This window comes from Bacteroidota bacterium, from assembly GCA_016714535.1.
Classification (GTDB): domain Bacteria; phylum Bacteroidota; class Bacteroidia; order AKYH767-A; family OLB10; genus JADKFV01.
Genome location: JADKDR010000016.1, coordinates 114,735 through 131,918, shown reverse-complemented (window position 1 = coordinate 131,918; position 17,184 = coordinate 114,735). Strand labels below are relative to the sequence as shown.

Below are 17,184 nucleotides of genomic sequence, written 5' to 3'. Positions count from 1 at the left end.
AACAGGTGTTGAAGAACTAAACTTCGAATTAACAGCAAGTTCTTGCTAATACTTGGCACCACGCTCTCGTGCCACGTAATAAGGAACCGTAGCCGGAGGTACTTTGCCTGTAAGTAACCCTGCATCGCCTGCTGTAACATAAATAAACACAACTTTCGTATTGCTTTCCTGCATATCATTATATGCATTAGTGCCTATAAATAATTGCCAATCGTCAGGATGGGCGCTAAAATAAAATGAACACTTCGTAAACTGCGCCACTGAAACAAATCCATTCATCACCATTGAAAGAGTAATCAAAATACTTCTCATAATAAATCTAATTATTAGTTATATAACTTGTCTATCAAAATTAACTACTAAGATAAATAAATACAACTTTAATTGATAAAGAAGAGATAATAATTCGTGGTCATTATATAATTAGTGGTAAAAAAAGGGCCACCCAATTGGGTGACCCATGATGAAGCGTATTTCTTAATAACCTGATTACTTATTGCTTGCAACAACTATTTTTCGCCTTTCAACCGTTCCAGCGAATTCAATTCGTAATTCATAAATTCCCGATGCCAATGAGGTTGTTTCAAATCGTATTTGTGTGGTTCCATGCTGCGTTGAAATTGACTTGCTTATGCACATTTGACCCACTTCGTTGTAAACAGAAATCTCAGCCAAATTAATTCCCAAGGCATCAAACTCAATATTCAAAAACTCGCTTGCAGGGTTGGGGTACACACTTAGGTCTGCTATAGCTATTAAATCCATTTCTCCGAAGCGTGGCCCGTTAACGGTCACCGAAGCCACTTTGGTACATCCACTTGCATCTGTTACTGTTACCGTATATGTTCCTACAGTGAGATTCAATATTTTGGCATTGGTCTTTCCATTACTCCATAAATAAGCATAGGGCGAAACTCCGCCAACTGGCACTGCTTTGGCAGTAGTAGAAGTAGTATCAAACGAAATAGCAATAGCTGCAGGCTCCGTTACCAAAGAAGACTTGGTATTGCTACATCCTCCGGTACTTGTCACCGTTATCGTGTAAATTCCTGCAGTTGCATTTAAATTATTTTTGCTTGTTTTTCCATTACTCCATAGGTATGAAAAAGGTGAAACACCCGAGGTAACAGTAATATTAACCGCTCCGGTATTGCCCCCATTGCAAATAACATTTGTAATGGCTGCAGTTATCTGTGGCCTGCCATCGCTTACAACTACCGGTACCTGCTTAACACAATTAGCAGTATCGCGAATGGTAAGTGTATAAGCACCTGCACATAATCCTGTTGCTAAAGAATCTAAATCTAAGGGCACGGTATTCCATGAATAGCGGTATGGTTTTTTGCCTCCCGTAGGAGCAACGTATGCAATTCCATTGCACAGATTGCAGCCCGCATCTATTACCGTAAGGTTTTCTTTAATCTGCGACCATTGAACCACGTTTAGTACCTTCACAAAGGAGCAATTGCCTGCATCTGTAACGGTGAGGGTATATGTTCCATTGCTTATATTGCTGATGCTGCTGCTAACTGCTCCTGTGCTCCACAGGTATGTGTAAGGTGCCGTACCTCCGGTTATGTTTTTAATGGTTAGCTTTCCATTATTATCTTGATAGCATGGCTTCTTGATGGTTACCGTTACATTGCTTATGCTTCCTCCAGTAGTTTGAACGATAGATACCAGTGTTTTGGTACAACCCTTTGAATCGGTAACAGTACATAAGTAAGAGCCAGCTGTAAGACTACTGATAACAGAGGTGTTTTGTGGCGGATTCGTATTCCATAAATATTGGTATGGCGGGCTGCCACCGCTTACATTCATAACTACTGAGCCATTGCTGGTTCCACACGTAGTATTGGTAACGGTAGAAGATGCAGTAAGAACGGTAGGTTGGGTAATGACTATGGAACTTGTGCCTGTACAATTAGGCGTAGTAGTAACTGTAACGGTATATATTCCTATTGGTAAGCCTGTAGGATTTTGTACAGTCATCCCATTGCTCCATAAGTAGGTAAATGGTCCTGCCACATTATTAATGGTGGTGGTTATGGTTCCATCACTTCCGCCATTACAACTCACATTTGTTTTACCTAGCTGCACAATGGGCTGCACGCAATTGCAGGAAGTAACAGAGGCGGTGGTGCTAGCGGTAGCACTGCAACCAATAAGGTTAGTTACGGTTACAGTATATACTCCTGACATGTTTACCTGCGCATTGCTGATAACAATATTCTGAATGGAGCTTGCAAAGCTGTTAGGCCACTCCAAATATAACCATTGCCGCCACTGGCGGTTAAGTTAAGATTAGTGCCGGCACATACGGGGCTGTTGGTTCCTGCCGTTGCCTTAGGTACATCTTTGATAGTTACATATCTACTATCTGAAACAACTCCGCAAGGTCCTGCAGGGTCGTTGCTCGAAAGGGTAATGATTACAAATCCGGCAGCAGTATCTGCTGAACTAAAAGTATACGTGGTATTTAGCCCATTGGCATTGCCAAATGTGCCTGTGCCACTGCTAGTCCATGTTGTGGTATTAGTATTCTGTCTTGTTCCTGATAAGCTAAGTATTTTGTCACCACAAATTTCTGCAGAGTCCGAACCAGCATTAATTACATAATGCGGATTGAACCAAACAACAATGGTGTCGCTTGTAAAGTTACTGCATTGGCCAGCCTGATCGGTTAGTGACAATACCAGTGAAACTTTGCCCGCAGCTTTATCTGCTGCAGAAGCTGTATATATCGAATTAAATGCTGATGCATTGTTAAATGATCCGGTGCCAAGACTGCTCCATAGTGCGTTGCACAAAGTACCTGGCGCACCGCTGTATGTTCCTGACAACTGCCAAATGGTATCGCCACAAATCAAAGCCGGTCCTGCATCGGCAGTGGCTGTTTTATACTGCGCATACATGTTGTCTGACTTGGCTCCACAAGGACCCGCAGGGTCATTGGTAGTGAGTGTTAATGTTGCTCCACCATTTGTTTTATCAGCGGCAGAAAACGTATAGGTAGTATTCAACGCATTTGCATTTGCAAATGTTCCACTACCGTTGGTAGTCCATATAACTGAAGTTACCGAATTGGATTTCGATCCTGATACAGAAACAGAATTGCTTTTACATGCTACTGCATTATTACCTGCATCAACACTGTACTTATCAAAATAAACAACCAAAGTGTCAGCATTGAAGGTGCAGTTTCCGTTAGGATCAATAGGAGTTAAATAGATATTGATTACACCAGCATTAATATCTGCCTGCGAAGGAGTGTAAACAGGTGAATAAACCGCAGCGCTCGAAAAAGATCCTGTGCCGCTTGTTGACCAAAAAGGAGTAGCTGCAGGATAACCTGAAACACTTCCGCTTAACTGGAAAGCAGCAGAAGGTACACAAGCAGGTGCTTGACTACCTCCAATTTCAGCTACTGCATTCGAATAGTATGTTATCGTAACCTGATCGCTTACTGGCCCGCAGGTACCTGCGGGGTTGCTTGTAGTAATGGTGAGAACTACTGAACCTGCTTGAATATCGGCAGCAGAGAGCGTATAATTCGTATTTAATGCATTGGCATTAACGAAGGTACCTGTACCAGAGGTAGTCCAGGTAGTTGTTGTAGCAACACCTCCCTTGGTGGCCGAAATGGGAACAACCAGATTGCCGCATTTTACAATATTCATTCCTGCATCAACCGTGGCGTTGCTATCAACCGTAACAACCCGAGTGGCCGTATTGGTGCAACCATTGGCATTTGTATAGGTATAGGTAAGTGTTCGCGTGCCATAGGTAGTGCCCGGGCTAAAATAGAAATTACCAAATGAATTGCTTACTCCAATACCACTGTAAGAGCCGCCTACAGGCATACCAATTCCATTCAGGTAGGCTGCGCCATCAGTAAAGCAAACTTTGTTATTCGCATAAAAAGATGGGAAAGTAACGGTAGGAAGCGAATTTTGTGTAACATTTTTTGAGTCGGTAACCTGACAACCACCGCTACCTGTTACCGTAACCGTATATGTTCCTCCTGCACTAATCGAAATTGATTGCGTAGTTGCTCCGGTACTCCAGGCGTAAGCATTAAAACCTCCCGAAGCACTTAAGGTTAAACTGCTGCCAGCGCAAAAAGAAAACACACCCGTGTTGCTACTAACAGCATTGCTGTTACCAAATACAACACGAATAGTTTGATTAGCTGTTACATTGGTAAAGGTGTACGATGATTGAGTGCCAATAAAAGATCCATTTACTATGACACTGTCAATTTTAGTACAGGTATTATTTGGTGTCATTGTAAACTGTTGACTACCGCCATTATTTACTGCAACTACACCGGATGGTGATATAGTTCCCTGACCGGTTTTAGAAGCATTAATAGTGTAACCCGGTATACGGAACGTAACATGGATGGTATGATTAATGGTTACATTGTTAAATGTATAGCTGCTGTTATTGCCAACATAACTGCCATCAACAATTACACTATCTATCACATAATTATTTGCAGGAGTGCATGTAAATGTCTGATTGGCATTGTACACAACCGATACATTGCCTGCGGGCGAAATACTACCATTTGCTCCGGCTGTTGCAGTTATAGTTAAGTTAGAAGGATTGCCCGCCCGAATTACAGCATAGGTAGGGCGATAAAATATATTCCATGCCAGACCACCCGGAATACTACCATTCACACTGCTAAACTGACCTATACGTGTACCATAATTATTTACAATGAAGCTGTCGCCAAGTGTGGGAACATAGCTATTTACTAAGGAAATGTTTAGTGCGCCATTAAGTGAATCGGTGCCTGTAGTAGTAGTTTGATCGAAGTGTGTAACCGGATTTGTACCACCAATTTGTAAATTCAAATTTGACCCTGACATTTTAGTTACATGCCCAATAAAATACAACTGACCCAACGAAACTCCTGTGCTGCTGCCGGGATACATGTTGCCTTTGTTCACCAACCGGGTACTATTTTGTAAACTAACCGTTGCATTACCACGCAATATCCCTGTTGTTTCGTTTCTCAATGTTGACGAATTCAAATATGAGGTTGCGTTAATATTCCAGCTACCCCAGTTTTTAAAGGCGCCATCAAACCAACGCTGCCCTCCAACACCGGCACCCATATTAAATGTTGCATTCGTATCATTTTCAAGTGAACCGTTCAATATGGTGAGGTAGGTATCATAACCTGTTATGCTGCTCATATCAATGGTGCCCTTGTTTAAAAAACCATTAGTAAAGTAAGCCTGACTGATATAACTCTGAGCATCAATGAGCAACTGGGAACCGGCTACATTTGTAAATGTTCCGGTAAAATAATTTGGGTAATGAGAAACCTTTACAATGCCGTTTGCCTTATTGTTAATGGAAGCCTTGCACGAATCGTTATAATAAAACTGCAACGTGGTCGAATTATTGACCATGGCAGGTGCTTCAAATTTACTCGAATAAAACTTATGATAAACACCTGGAACATTAGCTAATGCCAGGTAATAGGTAGAAGTATTGAAGTAAATAAATCCGGTACCAGACATGGTGCCGCTATTAAGATCAAAACGCATATTGCTAACTGTGAGTGTATATGTTCCATTAATTGTTATTGCTCCACCTGTATTTTGACTAAGTGCTCCTGTTTTAATTATGGTAGTTTCTGCATTTACATTTAATGTTCCTTTATTATTTAGTTGCGCATCGATGTTTCGGGTTCCTCCTACCCCAACATTGCAATTTATTATACCTGTATTGTTATTAAGCAACTCGCCTCCGCTGCAAGAAACTGAAGAACTGTATCCGGTGATACTTCCAAGTTCAATCGTTCCATTATTGGTTATGCCTTGAGCAAAATTAAAATCAGCGATATATTGTGCGCTATTGAAAATCAATTGCGATCCTGCCTCATTTAGGAAGGTACCATTATCAACGTTTCCATAATGTTGCACATAAATTATTCCGGTAGATTTATTGCGCACATTAGCAGTAACCACATTGTTATAATTAAAATAAAGTGCTGCTGTATTATTTATGAAAGCCTGATTGGTAGAAAGCACAGCCGAGTTAAATTCGGTGATGATAGCAGGAATAGTGGTAAGATTTTCTTTATACTCTGCGTTTGTAAAAATCAATTTGCCTGCACCGCTAATACTTCCACCATTCATTTTAAGGCCTCCCGGGTTATAAGTGAGCGAAGAATTTGTTGCAACGCTGATGGTACCTGTATTGCTTGAGGTATCTGTTCGCTGTATGGTAAGGGTGCTTCCACTCTTAATGTTTATGTTTCCAATATTATTTACTGCGGCATAAATCTGATACGGCAAGGCAAATGCATTCTCAACTATTATTTCGCCACCGGCCGCGTTAATTACAATATTACTATCCAAGCTTAAAGACGCCCCGTAACCGGTAATTGAGTTAAAATAAATTTTGCCATTATTTGTAAATCCGCGCGACACTGTTAATCCTCCAGTATAACTCTGACAATCGAAAACAATTTTAGAAGATGCTGATGTAGTAAGGGCGCCATTCATTTGATTACCATAATGCGAAATCGAAATCGTATCCGTATTGAAAATTGGGGCATTGATGATGTTACTATAATCAAAACGCATTCTCCTGTTATTAGTTACAGGATTCTGTATGCTATTAATGGTGGAATATGAAAACTCCTTATACCTACCAGGAATTGTGGCTGTATTAAACCAGACAATAGTACTGGTGAAACGCATATTTCCTGTTGAGGGGTATGTGCCCCCTTCCCACTTGAATACACCACCATTACAATTGATAGAAGACCCAGCGTTAATGGTAACGGTACCACCATTTACGATAGCCGTGTCATAATCAAAATATAAAACGGCATTGTTAGTTGCGGTGATGGTACCACTATTATTATTTACAAATGAATTGCCGGTAGCGCTAAACCGCAAATCATGCTCAATAGTAACAGTACCGTTATTAATCACATTACTTTGAATAGTTAACGATGCATAGATGCCAGTAGATTTTATAACACCAGTTGAGGTATTGGTAATAGTACCTGCTGTGATAGTAAGCGAAGCAGCATAGCCACTCACCGAATTAAACACAATACTGCCATTATTTGTAAACCCATTGGCAATGGTAAGTCCTGCTATATAATCAGATGATGAAAATACAAAACCGAGCCGACAGGCGAGGTATAGTTTTGACTTATTGTATTAGTAGAATGCGCTACTTCTAAAGTATCACTATTATTTACCGGGGCATTTATAACATTATTATATCGCAGTTTTATACGGTTTGCATTTACAATAGGCTGATTGCAATTTATGGTAGCATACTGCAAATCCAATACTCCCCGAGCATTGACCTGCATACCCTTACTCATAGCAATGGTATAATAATTTGCAACACTAAACGTCTGTAAGCCACTTGCACCACCAATCAGCATTTTCTGACAAGTAATATTCATATCTACTGTAACAGTATACGTTCCGGCCAGAGTAATTACAGCAGTGTCTCCCGCGCCCGGGCCGCTGCCGTTGCTCCAGTTGGCTCCTACACTCCAACTGCCGCCAGATGCATTTGTCCAATTTACATTGGCTCCTTTGGATGTCAGGCCATATCCCATGACCAACATCATCATTAGTAAAATCTTTTGCTTCATCATTTTATTTTTTTTGGTAATTTTTTAAATACACATGAAAAGTAACACGCTTAAATCATGGTCAAAATTACATGCATTTCTGCATGCCTGAAATACCCTGTGAGGAGTAATTTTATATACCCACTAGTGTGTATGTCGTTTTATCAGATTAGAGAATGCCCTTTTCTCTTGCCCAGTTTACCAATGCTAAAACACCTTTGGTTTCAGTTTTTCGTAAGATATTCTTTCGATGCGTTTCTACAGTTTTTTCGCTTATAAAAAGCACCTCTCCTATCTGGGCATTTGTTTTTTGAGCGGCTATCAACTTTACAATTTCAACTTCGCGAGCCGTTAAGTTGATGGTGTTGCTCTGATTATGACTTTCGGCAAGAGCGGTTACCACATCTGAACTGTAATACTTTCCTCCATTTACAAGGGTATCTATAGCGTGCACTAACTCCGCCTTGCCCGTATTTTTTAGCACATATCCTAAAGCACCGGCATTTATCATTTCAAGAATCGAATGTTTATCGCCCGCCATACTTAGCGCAAGAAATTTAATTTGAGGTTTTTCTTTCAGTATTGCTTGTATCAAAGATGCCCCGTTTATATCGGGCATCTGCATATCTGTTAATACAAGCTGTGGTTCAAGTTTCTTAATTTCTTCTAATGCAGCTAGCGGAGATGAATTGCTTCCAATTACTTCAATGTTTGCTTCGTTTTGTAACAATGACCGTATACCATCTATCAGCATCTGATGGTCATCAACTATATATACCGAAATTTTATTCAAGCCGAAAAATGGACTTTTATAGTAAGTAAAAATTGAAATTCTGGAAAAGTCAAAGATATGTATAATTTATTCCTAAAGACAGGACATATATCATCATTCGAAAATTGCCTTTAAAAGCCGCCTTCTAAAAGGAGGTAAGACTCAGCTCATACGGCAATAAAAAAATTAGCTTAACAAATTGTTTTGTGCATACACGAAAATTCACATAAACAGCCTCAAGCATCTGTTTTGCTTCAGTTCCTCGGCACCAATATTATTCGGAAGCACCCTTGTGAATTCAAATTTTGATAATGAAACATTAAGCTGAGGTATAAAAAGTTTATGCACTATAATACATCAAGCACTCGCTTCATTTATAATTAAAAAGGAATAAAGTTGAAAAAAAGATGACTACTGCCGCGAACCAATAGGGAACCCCCCGATAAAAGAAATAGCAGTATTAAACTGAGCTCCATTTAAACCGGGTACAGGGTTGTTTTTTTCACGGGCAAACATCCAGGGAATTGAAAACTCGGCACGCAGATTTTTTACTCTTAGGGCAATACCCATTTCGGGACCATAATAGTTGTGCCTGGTTGCACCAATAAGTTCTTTGCGCAACGCACGGCTGCCAGGAGTTTCGCTGGCAAGGTTGCCAGCCAAGTTACGGCTACCAAAGCCCAACCTGACCATAATACTGTATTCGCGATTTATACAATCATTAAATCTTGGTATAAACTCCCAAAAAGCACCGAAATAATAACTAATGGCGCTACCTTTTATGGATACATTATTTTTACTGAAAAACTGATTGGCAGCAGCAAAACGAAAATGGAAGCCGTCAATACCCCAAAAATTTTTCTTTTGCCCTTCACGTCTTACCATCCACGAAAATTTTGCTGCTTGACCGCTGTTAGTAGGCAACAGCATAAAACTTCCAAAGTCTGCTTGATTGCTAACATTACCATTACTATCCAAATCTGCAATGATGGTATCTGCATTGCTGGCAATATTAATTTGTGCCTCAATATCATAAACGGTGGTCATCGAGTTTTTACCCTTTCTATGTTGGGCTGATGGAAATTGCCTTAAATAACGAAAACCAACACCCGTATTAGCAGGTACTTCTTCGTTATCATTCAATGTTTTTTGAATGTTTCCATCGCCAAAAAACTCGAAGCGGTAATTATTGGGATCGTCTGTTATCATCGTATCTCCCTCGTTATTGTTTTCTTGCGCAGAGGTAGGAAGCGCAGCAACTACAATTGCAAATACAAACAAAATAGAATAATAGATTTTTTTCATAATTTAAGGTTTTAGGTTAATTGGTAAAGGTAACGTTTTGAAATTTTCATTTAAAAACTGCACCAAATGTAAAACTAAATTTAAAAAAACCAATTTTGCCTTAAATGTTTCGAAATAGAATCTTCTCCAGAGGGGTTAACAAAACAAACCTTGTTTATCTTACTTATTGCAATTGTTAACTAAGACCATATACCATGCTAAACGGAATGTTACACCTGAAAAAAAAATCAATATGCTCACTTCTTATGCCCAATTACTCCGAAATAAAATACTTTCGCATAGCATGAGCATTACTCTTTCTTTGTTCAGTTATATACTTGAAGGAATAAAAAAACCCGTTGCGATTATTCGCAACGGGAAATATTATTTTCTAATAATCAGGTTAACTTATGCACCTTTCTTTACCAACACTTCATCAATCATACCATAGGCCTTGGCTTCTGCAGAGGTCATCCAATAATCGCGGTCGCTATCTTTCCATACCGTATCATAATCTTTTCCGGTGTTTGCCGAAATAATATCGTACAGCTCCTTTTTTAACAACTGAATTTGTTTTGCAGTGATTTCAATATCCGATGCCTGACCTTCGGCACCTCCCATAGGCTGATGAATCATTACCCGTGCATGCTTTAACGCGGTACGTTTTCCTTTTGCTCCTGCGCACAATAATACGGCAGCCATACTGGCAGCCATACCAGTACAAATCATGGCTATATCTGGTTGAATAAAATTCATGGTATCATAGATTCCTAAACCGGCATACACACTTCCACCGGGGCTGTTCAAGTATACTTGAATGTCTTTTTTAGAATCTGTGCTTTCAAGAAATAACAATTGCGCCTGCACTATATTGGCCACCTGATCATTTATAGCTGTTCCCAGAAAAATGATACGATCCATCATCAATCTTGAAAAAACATCCATTTGGGCAATACGCATTTCGCGTTCCTCAATAATATAAGGAGTCATTGATGACTCAAAGTGATGCAAGGACAAACTTGAGATGCCCTGATGCTTGGTAGCGTATTTTCTAAATTCTTTTCCGTAGTCCATATGTTTTATTATTTAAAATAAAATTTAATTAATGCGCATGCTCATGTGTATGTTGCGCGTGATGTTTTTTGTGATGTGCTTCAACTATAGCACCAAATTCTTTATATGTGACAGATTTACTGTTTTTGGAAATTTGATGATATAAAAAATTGTTCACTTTAAATTCTTGTATCCGCTCTATTGCTTTTTGCAGGTTTTCCTTTTTTTCAAGATACTTGGGAACATAGCCTGACATATCCATGTAGGAATTCATTCCGTGGCTGCGCATCATTGCCTGAAGGTCGGCAAGCGCTGCATCGTTAATTTCTTCATCCGAGATTTCAAAATTATTGAAGGCGAAAATTTTATTATGAATAAGTCGTAATTTCATTTGATTTATATACGAGGGAAATTCCTTATCCAATAGATCATCGCTAAGTGGTTTGGTATTCACAGACTTAATCCATTTTTTCAGAAATGCCTCAGGCATTTCGAGTGTATAATAGTCCATTAATACATGGTCTAACTGATGATAAAAATGCTGGCGGCTATCTTCATTAAATATTGAAGCCAATTCATTTTTAACTGCTTCTCTGAATTGCTCTTCAGTAGTAATTTCTCTTCCCGGATAAACAGTCTCAAAAAATCACTATTCAAATCAGCAGGAATTTCATTTTGAATTTCGGTGATCAGGATTTGAATATCATTTTTATAATCAGCTACATCATCGCGTGATAAGCCAAGCAAATTGCTCATTTCGGCCATGTTACCATCTGTTGCTGCATGTGGATTATAAGAAAAGATATCTCCAACCTTTTTTCCATCAAACTTAGCCTGCTCTTCTGGGCTTTTCCAAAATTTAAGCATTATAGTAGTGCTACCTTTAGGTATAGCACCGCTATTGGCAGGGGTATTGCCGTCAAGAATGTCGCATTTAATAAGTGAACTAGCATCGGCCATATCTCCTGTTATATACCTAGGTTGACGGTTGCGCGTACGCAAAATGCTGTCATCAAGATCTTCGTCAGTTACCACTATTTGGTAATCGTCCATAGTTGTTGATGGAACTGTAAACTCAAAGCGAGGGCTAAAACCTACATTATAGCTAAATTTAAAATCAGGCAGGTTTTCAAAATCAGGGTTAAAATCATCTAATTGCTCGGGCATAGGATCGCCTAAAATTTCAATGTTATTTTCTTTTAAATAATTCTCAAGTGCCTGACCTACGATTTTGTTAAGCTGATCGAGCAATAGTGAAGGGCCCGCCATTTTTTGCACTACATTTAAAGGCACAGTTCCGGGTCTAAATCCCTTCATGGGAACTTGCTTGGCATACTTTTTCAATTCTTGCTTGTAGCTGTCGCGATAGTCATCAGCAGTAATGTGCACATTAATATTAGCTTCGTTACCCGCTAAATTTTCTTGAGTGATATTCATTTCATTAAGGTTTGTTTGTCAATTTAAAAAAAACCGCCCATGTATAACAGGACGGTTTTAATCATGTTTAATGTCTTTGACATTTTTTTTATTTGTGCGGGTGAAGGGACTCGAACCCCCACGCCTTTCAGCACCAGATCCTAAGTCTGGCGCGGCTACCAATTACGCCACACCCGCGGTTTCCGTTTTGTCCGGCAATACCTTTTTACCGAATTCAAATTTTGGGAGCGCAAATGTAATACTATTTATTTCAACGCCAAACTTTTGTAATCTTGCATTATATACGTATTATAAAAGACGCAAATAAAGGCTTTCTGCTCACAAGGGGTTGTTGAACTTTAACTACATTTGTCTCCCTAAAAAAATCAAGCAGATAAATTGATAATGGAAAAAAGGTTCGATGTAAGTATTCTGGGGGGAGGTATTGTAGGCACAGCCACATTACTCAAGATAAAAACGCAATTTCCAAACCTGAAAGTTTTACTTATCGAAAAAGAAAATGAAATAGCTGCTCATCAAACAGGACATAATTCAGGGGTAATACATTCTGGAATTTATTATAAACCGGGTTCGTTCAAAGCAAAAAACTGTGTAGATGGAAGACGGGAATTAGTTTCCTTTGCAATGGAGCACCATATACCTCACGATGTTTGTGGTAAAGTAATTGTTGCAACAAGGCACAGCGAACTTGAACACTTAAGCAGAGTATTTAATAATGGGAAAGCAAACGGAGTAGAAGGAATTGAAAGAATAACTGCTTTGCAGGTAAAAGATATAGAGCCCCATTGCCATGGGATAGAAGGTATATGGGTGCCCTGCACAGGGATAATTGATTTTGTGGCTGCTTCCAAAAAATTTGTTGAGTTGGCCAAATCAAAGTTTTCAGATACTACAGTTGTGTTAGGAGAAACCGTAGAATCACTTGAAAAATATGACAACGTTACCCATATTAAAACCAGCAAATCAACCTATACCTCCAACTATGTAATTAATTGCACCGGTCTTCAATGTGATCGTATTGCTAAGCTTGATGGAGTAAATCCTGATATGAAAATAGTAGGGTTCAGAGGCGATTATTATGAACTCACTGATAAGGCAAAGCACAAGGTTCGCAATTTAATATATCCTGTTCCCAACCCGGAGTTTCCATTCTTAGGTGTACATTTTACCAGAATGACCAATGGTGATACGGAGTGTGGCCCAAATGCCGTTTTTACTTTTAAGCGCGAAGGATATGGGAAAACCGATTTCAACTTACGCGACACTTGGGATGCACTGACTTATGGTGGAACATGGAAGTTGTTTCGCAAACATTGGCGCTTTGGTCTGGATGAATACCGAAGAGCTTTTTCGAAGAAACTATTTTTGTCGCGTCTGCAATTGTTGGTTCCATCGTTAACGATGGAAGACTTAAAACCCGGGCGGGCCGGAGTGCGGGCAATGGCACTTGATAAAGATGGTAACATGATTGATGACTTTAATATCGTGAAAGGTACAAACACCTTACATGTACTTAATGCACCCTCACCGGCAGCTACCGCTTGCCTCGCTATAGGAAATGAGATTACGCAAATGGCCAAAGAACATTTTAAACTAACCAACGTATAATATAACAGAAACAAAATGGAAGAAAAAAAACCGTTAATTGTATATATGGAGCAAACGCCCAATCCCAATGCATTAAAGTATGTTTGCTCTCACTTGCTGTTGGCTGATGGAAGCCTCGAATTCTTAACCAAGAGAGAGGCTATTAACTGTCCTCTGGCTTATCAATTATTTGATTTTACTGGAGTTCGTGGTGTTTTTATTTCCCAAAACTTTGTTACCATAACGAAGGAAAAAGATCTTGATTGGTGGGAAATACAAAATATACTACGTGAATTTATACGCGGTTTTCTGCTCAGTGGCGAACCCATTATAGATAATAAAATAGCTGCAGGCACACTTGACTTTGAAGAACATGTTGAAAAGCCGGCACTAACCCCAGAAACGCAAAACAATCCAAAGGCTGCACCTGCTCAACTTTTAAGCAATGATGAAATAGAAAAAAGAATTATTGCAACATTGGATGAGTATGTTCGGCCAGCAGTGGCAATGGATGGTGGAGCCATCGATTTTCGTGCATTCGAAAACGGAAAGGTTACCCTTGTTCTTAAAGGATCGTGCAATGGATGTCCCTCGTCTACGGTAACCTTAAAACAAGGTATCGAACGAGTACTAAAATCAATGGTGCCCGGTGTAGAAGAAGTTGTTGCAGTTAATTAAACCCGGCTAGATGAATATCATTGTTATCATACCTGCACGTTATGGCTCCACTCGATTTCCGGGCAAGCCCCTTGCTGAAATAAATGGCATGACCATGATACAAAGGGTATATAATCAATGCAAAATGGCTACTCGAATTAAAGGCGTTGTAGTAGCTACCGATGATAAACGTATATTGAAACATGTACAAAGTTTTGGTGGCCACGCTGTAATGACAAACCATTCGCTGCCAAGTGGAACCGACCGTTGTGCCGCAGCCCTTGAATTATTAAGCCAACCCATTGACGCGGTAATCAATGTGCAGGGAGACGAACCGTTTATACACCCTGAACAAATAGACGAAATTGCAGCATTGCTTTGGGAAGAGGATGTACTTATTGCAACATTAATTAAAGAATCTGCCGACCCACTCTTATTTTCTAATCCAAATTGTGTTAAGGCGGTGGTGGATGCTAACAAAAAGGAGCTTTATTTTAGTAGAAGTGCAATTCCGTATGTTCGGGACGATCAAAACCGCCTGTTTTACAGACATATAGGAATTTACGGTTACCAGGCCGAAATATTGAAACAACTAGTGACCTTGCCACCAACTCCCCTTGAATTAGCAGAAAAATTAGAACAATTGCGCTGGCTTGAAAATGGATATTCGATTCAAACCGCTACCACTAGGTTCGAATCTCATGGAATTGATACTCCTGAAGATCTTGATCTAATAATTGCAGCAAAAAAATAATTACAAGCTTTTTTCCGTATATTTCTTAACAATTGAGTGTTAATAATATTATATTTGCCCGGCAATTAAAAACGTTGCCTCTAAGCAAACTATCGTATGAACATTGTACCAGTTATTGAGCAATTGTTATATAAACACGATTGTGTAATTGTACCCGAATTTGGTGCTTTTATAGCTTCATTTTTACCCGCCAAAATTAATAGTCAAACGCAGCGTGCTCATCCCCCTTGCCGCATTTTGGCATTTAACTCCAGTTTGGTAAATAATGATGGACTTTTAGCTAATGCCATTGCTACACAAAATAAGGTTTCCTATCCCGAAGCCTGCGAAATTATTGCCCAAGCTACCGAAAAATGGTTTACCGAATTGCAAGCCGGCAAGCATTTGCAAATGGAGCATATTGGTGCTTTGTATTTTAATGATTTTAAGGCATTACAATTTTTGCCTGACAGCACTATAAATTATCTGCTCGATAGCTATGGGCTTGATACCATTAAACTACGCAACGCTGCAGTAAATAAGAAAATATTTAGTGACGAAACCACACTTGTATCTACAAACAAGAAGCGCGTAAAATGGTTTAACTTTAAAAATCTGGAAGCCATACCTGTAGCCGCAGCAATGCTATTATTATTTGTGTTTCCTCAGGTAATAAGCCGATTAAATTCTTCTTTAAGCGAATTTCTTCTTCTTAATAATGACTCTGCCTTAGTTAGCAATAGCAAAAACACTGAAGCCAGCATTAATCCATTTAATACTGAAAATACAGAAACATTGCCGGCTGCGCCACAACCTGCCGTTCCGGATGAAAATCGCATCATCAATCAAACTCAGCAAGGTGAAGATATAGCCGCTAAAACAGAAACTGTATCGACAACAACAATCGTTAATATGGATACCAAGCCAGAAGCGGTAGTAGCCTTACCAGATAAGGACCCAGGTACCCATATTGCTAAATCGCCTGCTCCTGCTGATAAAACCAAAGTAGTAAATGAACAACCTGAATCGAAAAAAATCACAGGCTTTCATATTGTAGCAGGATGTTTCATGTCATACGAAAATGCGGTAAAATTTCGTGATGAATTGGTAAACGATGGATTGAAGGCAAGTATTCCTGGTAAAAGAAAAGGACTATTTGTAGTAAGTTGCTATCATGCTGCATCTGAAAAAGAAGTCAGAAGTAAACTGACAGAAGTAAAACAGCATTTGGATAATAATGCATGGCTTATGGATGCTTCTTCCATTAAATAATTTCATTAAAATTCTTTAAGTACTCATTCTGCACCGGCACTGTTTAAAAGACGGGATTTGAAATTTCTATGGGAAAAAATAAGCTTAAACGTTGGGCCGACTTGCTGACTATGGAGCGCGTATTTCAGCCAAATGAAACTGTGCGTACTAGTGATTTCGAGTTAAAGGGTAAGTGGAATGAAATCGTATTTTGCAACCATAATCCGATTGTGCTTGAGTTAGGCTGCGGACGCGGTGAGTATACCATTGGGCTAGCCAACGAATACAAGCAAAAGAATTTTATTGGCATAGATATCAAAGGCGCACGCCTTTGGCGTGGCGCACGAACAGCAAATGACGAAAACATTCTGAACGCTGCCTTTTTGAGAACAAGAATCGAAACCATTGTAAATTGTTTTGGTGCTAACGAAATAAGCGAATTATGGATAACCTTTCCCGATCCTCAGCCGGGCGACAGGGAACATAAAAGATTGACTAACCCCCGATTTATTTTAGCCTATAAAAAATTTCTATGCTCCAACGGTATTATTCACCTTAAGTCCGATGACCAAGATTTTTTTGATTACAGTACAGAAATTTTAAAAACGTTTCCGGGCAAATTTATTTTTCATACTTCTGATTTATACAAAGATATAACCAATGACAAAATACTTTCTATAAAAACCACGTATGAGGGAATATGGCTTGCTAAAGGAAAAAAAATTGGCTACTTGTCTTTTCAATTTGAATAAAAAAAAGGGCAAGTCACTTCTAACTTGCCCT

14 protein-coding genes and 1 tRNA gene are annotated in these 17,184 nt (G+C 39.3%); 5 read left to right on the top strand and 10 right to left on the bottom strand.

Annotated elements, in window-relative coordinates; translation table 11 throughout:
- Window positions 1-45 precede the first annotated feature (45 nt).
- The 10 genes from IPO27_17930 to IPO27_17885 all read right to left on the bottom strand — a co-directional run bounded on the left by IPO27_17930 (window position 46) and on the right by IPO27_17885 (window position 12,350).
- The gene (locus tag IPO27_17930) at window positions 46-312 is read right to left on the bottom strand and encodes a PIG-L family deacetylase (GenBank protein MBK8848309.1); all 267 of its coding nucleotides are present in this window, start codon (window positions 310-312) and stop codon (window positions 46-48) included.
- 177 nt (window positions 313-489) lie between these two features.
- Window positions 490-2,268 (bottom strand): T9SS type A sorting domain-containing protein, encoded by a 1,779-nt coding sequence (locus tag IPO27_17925; protein ID MBK8848308.1) that lies wholly within the window; start codon window positions 2,266-2,268, stop codon window positions 490-492.
- Window positions 2,205-7,088 (bottom strand): hypothetical protein, encoded by a 4,884-nt coding sequence (locus tag IPO27_17920; protein ID MBK8848307.1) that lies wholly within the window; start codon window positions 7,086-7,088, stop codon window positions 2,205-2,207. Before IPO27_17920 ends, IPO27_17925 begins: the two co-directional genes overlap by 64 nt.
- A 44-nt stretch (window positions 7,089-7,132) precedes the next feature.
- Entirely contained in the window at window positions 7,133-7,651 is a 519-nt protein-coding gene (locus IPO27_17915) for a hypothetical protein (protein MBK8848306.1), read from the bottom strand.
- Between the two features lie 145 nt (window positions 7,652-7,796).
- Window positions 7,797-8,420, bottom strand: a complete 624-nt coding sequence (locus IPO27_17910; protein MBK8848305.1) for a response regulator transcription factor — start codon at window positions 8,418-8,420, stop codon at window positions 7,797-7,799.
- A gap of 390 nt (window positions 8,421-8,810) precedes the next feature.
- Window positions 8,811-9,704 (bottom strand): hypothetical protein, encoded by an 894-nt coding sequence (locus IPO27_17905; GenBank protein ID MBK8848304.1) that lies wholly within the window; start codon window positions 9,702-9,704, stop codon window positions 8,811-8,813.
- Between the two features lie 387 nt (window positions 9,705-10,091).
- Window positions 10,092-10,757 carry an ATP-dependent Clp endopeptidase proteolytic subunit ClpP gene (gene clpP / locus IPO27_17900; protein ID MBK8848303.1) on the bottom strand — a complete coding sequence of 222 codons (666 nt, stop codon included), beginning with the start codon at window positions 10,755-10,757 and terminating at the stop codon, window positions 10,092-10,094.
- 28 nt (window positions 10,758-10,785) lie between these two features.
- Window positions 10,786-11,310, bottom strand: coding sequence for a hypothetical protein (locus IPO27_17895; protein MBK8848302.1), 525 nt, complete (start codon window positions 11,308-11,310; stop codon window positions 10,786-10,788).
- On the bottom strand, window positions 11,259-12,173 hold the full coding sequence (locus IPO27_17890) for a trigger factor family protein (GenBank protein ID MBK8848301.1): 915 nt from the start codon (window positions 12,171-12,173) through the stop codon (window positions 11,259-11,261). The genes IPO27_17895 and IPO27_17890 overlap by 52 nt, the downstream gene beginning before the upstream one ends.
- 95 nt (window positions 12,174-12,268) lie before the next feature.
- A tRNA-Leu gene (locus IPO27_17885) sits at window positions 12,269-12,350 on the bottom strand.
- 207 nt (window positions 12,351-12,557) lie between these two features.
- Here IPO27_17885 and lhgO point away from each other — a divergent pair.
- The 5 genes from lhgO to trmB all read left to right on the top strand — a co-directional run bounded on the left by lhgO (window position 12,558) and on the right by trmB (window position 17,153).
- Complete coding sequence (gene lhgO / locus IPO27_17880) at window positions 12,558-13,781, top strand: L-2-hydroxyglutarate oxidase (GenBank protein MBK8848300.1); 1,224 nt, start codon at window positions 12,558-12,560, stop codon at window positions 13,779-13,781.
- 15 nt (window positions 13,782-13,796) lie between these two features.
- Complete coding sequence (locus IPO27_17875; protein ID MBK8848299.1) at window positions 13,797-14,438, top strand: NifU family protein; 642 nt, start codon at window positions 13,797-13,799, stop codon at window positions 14,436-14,438.
- A gap of 10 nt (window positions 14,439-14,448) precedes the next feature.
- A complete protein-coding gene (gene kdsB, locus IPO27_17870) occupies window positions 14,449-15,171 on the top strand; it encodes a 3-deoxy-manno-octulosonate cytidylyltransferase (protein ID MBK8848298.1) in 723 nt (240 codons plus the stop codon).
- Between the two features lie 96 nt (window positions 15,172-15,267).
- Window positions 15,268-16,422 (top strand): hypothetical protein, encoded by a 1,155-nt coding sequence (locus IPO27_17865; GenBank protein ID MBK8848297.1) that lies wholly within the window; start codon window positions 15,268-15,270, stop codon window positions 16,420-16,422.
- A 68-nt stretch (window positions 16,423-16,490) separates the two neighbouring features.
- Window positions 16,491-17,153, top strand: coding sequence for a tRNA (guanosine(46)-N7)-methyltransferase TrmB (gene trmB, locus IPO27_17860; protein MBK8848296.1), 663 nt, complete (start codon window positions 16,491-16,493; stop codon window positions 17,151-17,153).
- Window positions 17,154-17,184 lie beyond the last annotated feature (31 nt).

Bases quoted from the DNA above. Each gene is read 5' to 3' on its own strand.
- clpP (MBK8848303.1), bottom strand. From the start codon at position 10,757: ATGGACTACGGAAAAGAATTTAGAAAATACGCTACCAAGCATCAGGGC.
- IPO27_17890 (MBK8848301.1), bottom strand. From the start codon at position 12,173: ATGAATATCACTCAAGAAAATTTAGCGGGTAACGAAGCTAATATTAAT.
- trmB (MBK8848296.1), top strand. From the start codon at position 16,491: ATGGGAAAAAATAAGCTTAAACGTTGGGCCGACTTGCTGACTATGGAG.
- IPO27_17930 (MBK8848309.1), bottom strand. From the start codon at position 312: ATGAGAAGTATTTTGATTACTCTTTCAATGGTGATGAATGGATTTGTT.
- lhgO (MBK8848300.1), top strand. From the start codon at position 12,558: ATGGAAAAAAGGTTCGATGTAAGTATTCTGGGGGGAGGTATTGTAGGC.
- kdsB (MBK8848298.1), top strand. From the start codon at position 14,449: ATGAATATCATTGTTATCATACCTGCACGTTATGGCTCCACTCGATTT.
- IPO27_17915 (MBK8848306.1), bottom strand. From the start codon at position 7,651: ATGATGAAGCAAAAGATTTTACTAATGATGATGTTGGTCATGGGATAT.
- IPO27_17905 (MBK8848304.1), bottom strand. From the start codon at position 9,704: ATGAAAAAAATCTATTATTCTATTTTGTTTGTATTTGCAATTGTAGTT.
- IPO27_17875 (MBK8848299.1), top strand. From the start codon at position 13,797: ATGGAAGAAAAAAAACCGTTAATTGTATATATGGAGCAAACGCCCAAT.
- IPO27_17865 (MBK8848297.1), top strand. From the start codon at position 15,268: ATGAACATTGTACCAGTTATTGAGCAATTGTTATATAAACACGATTGT.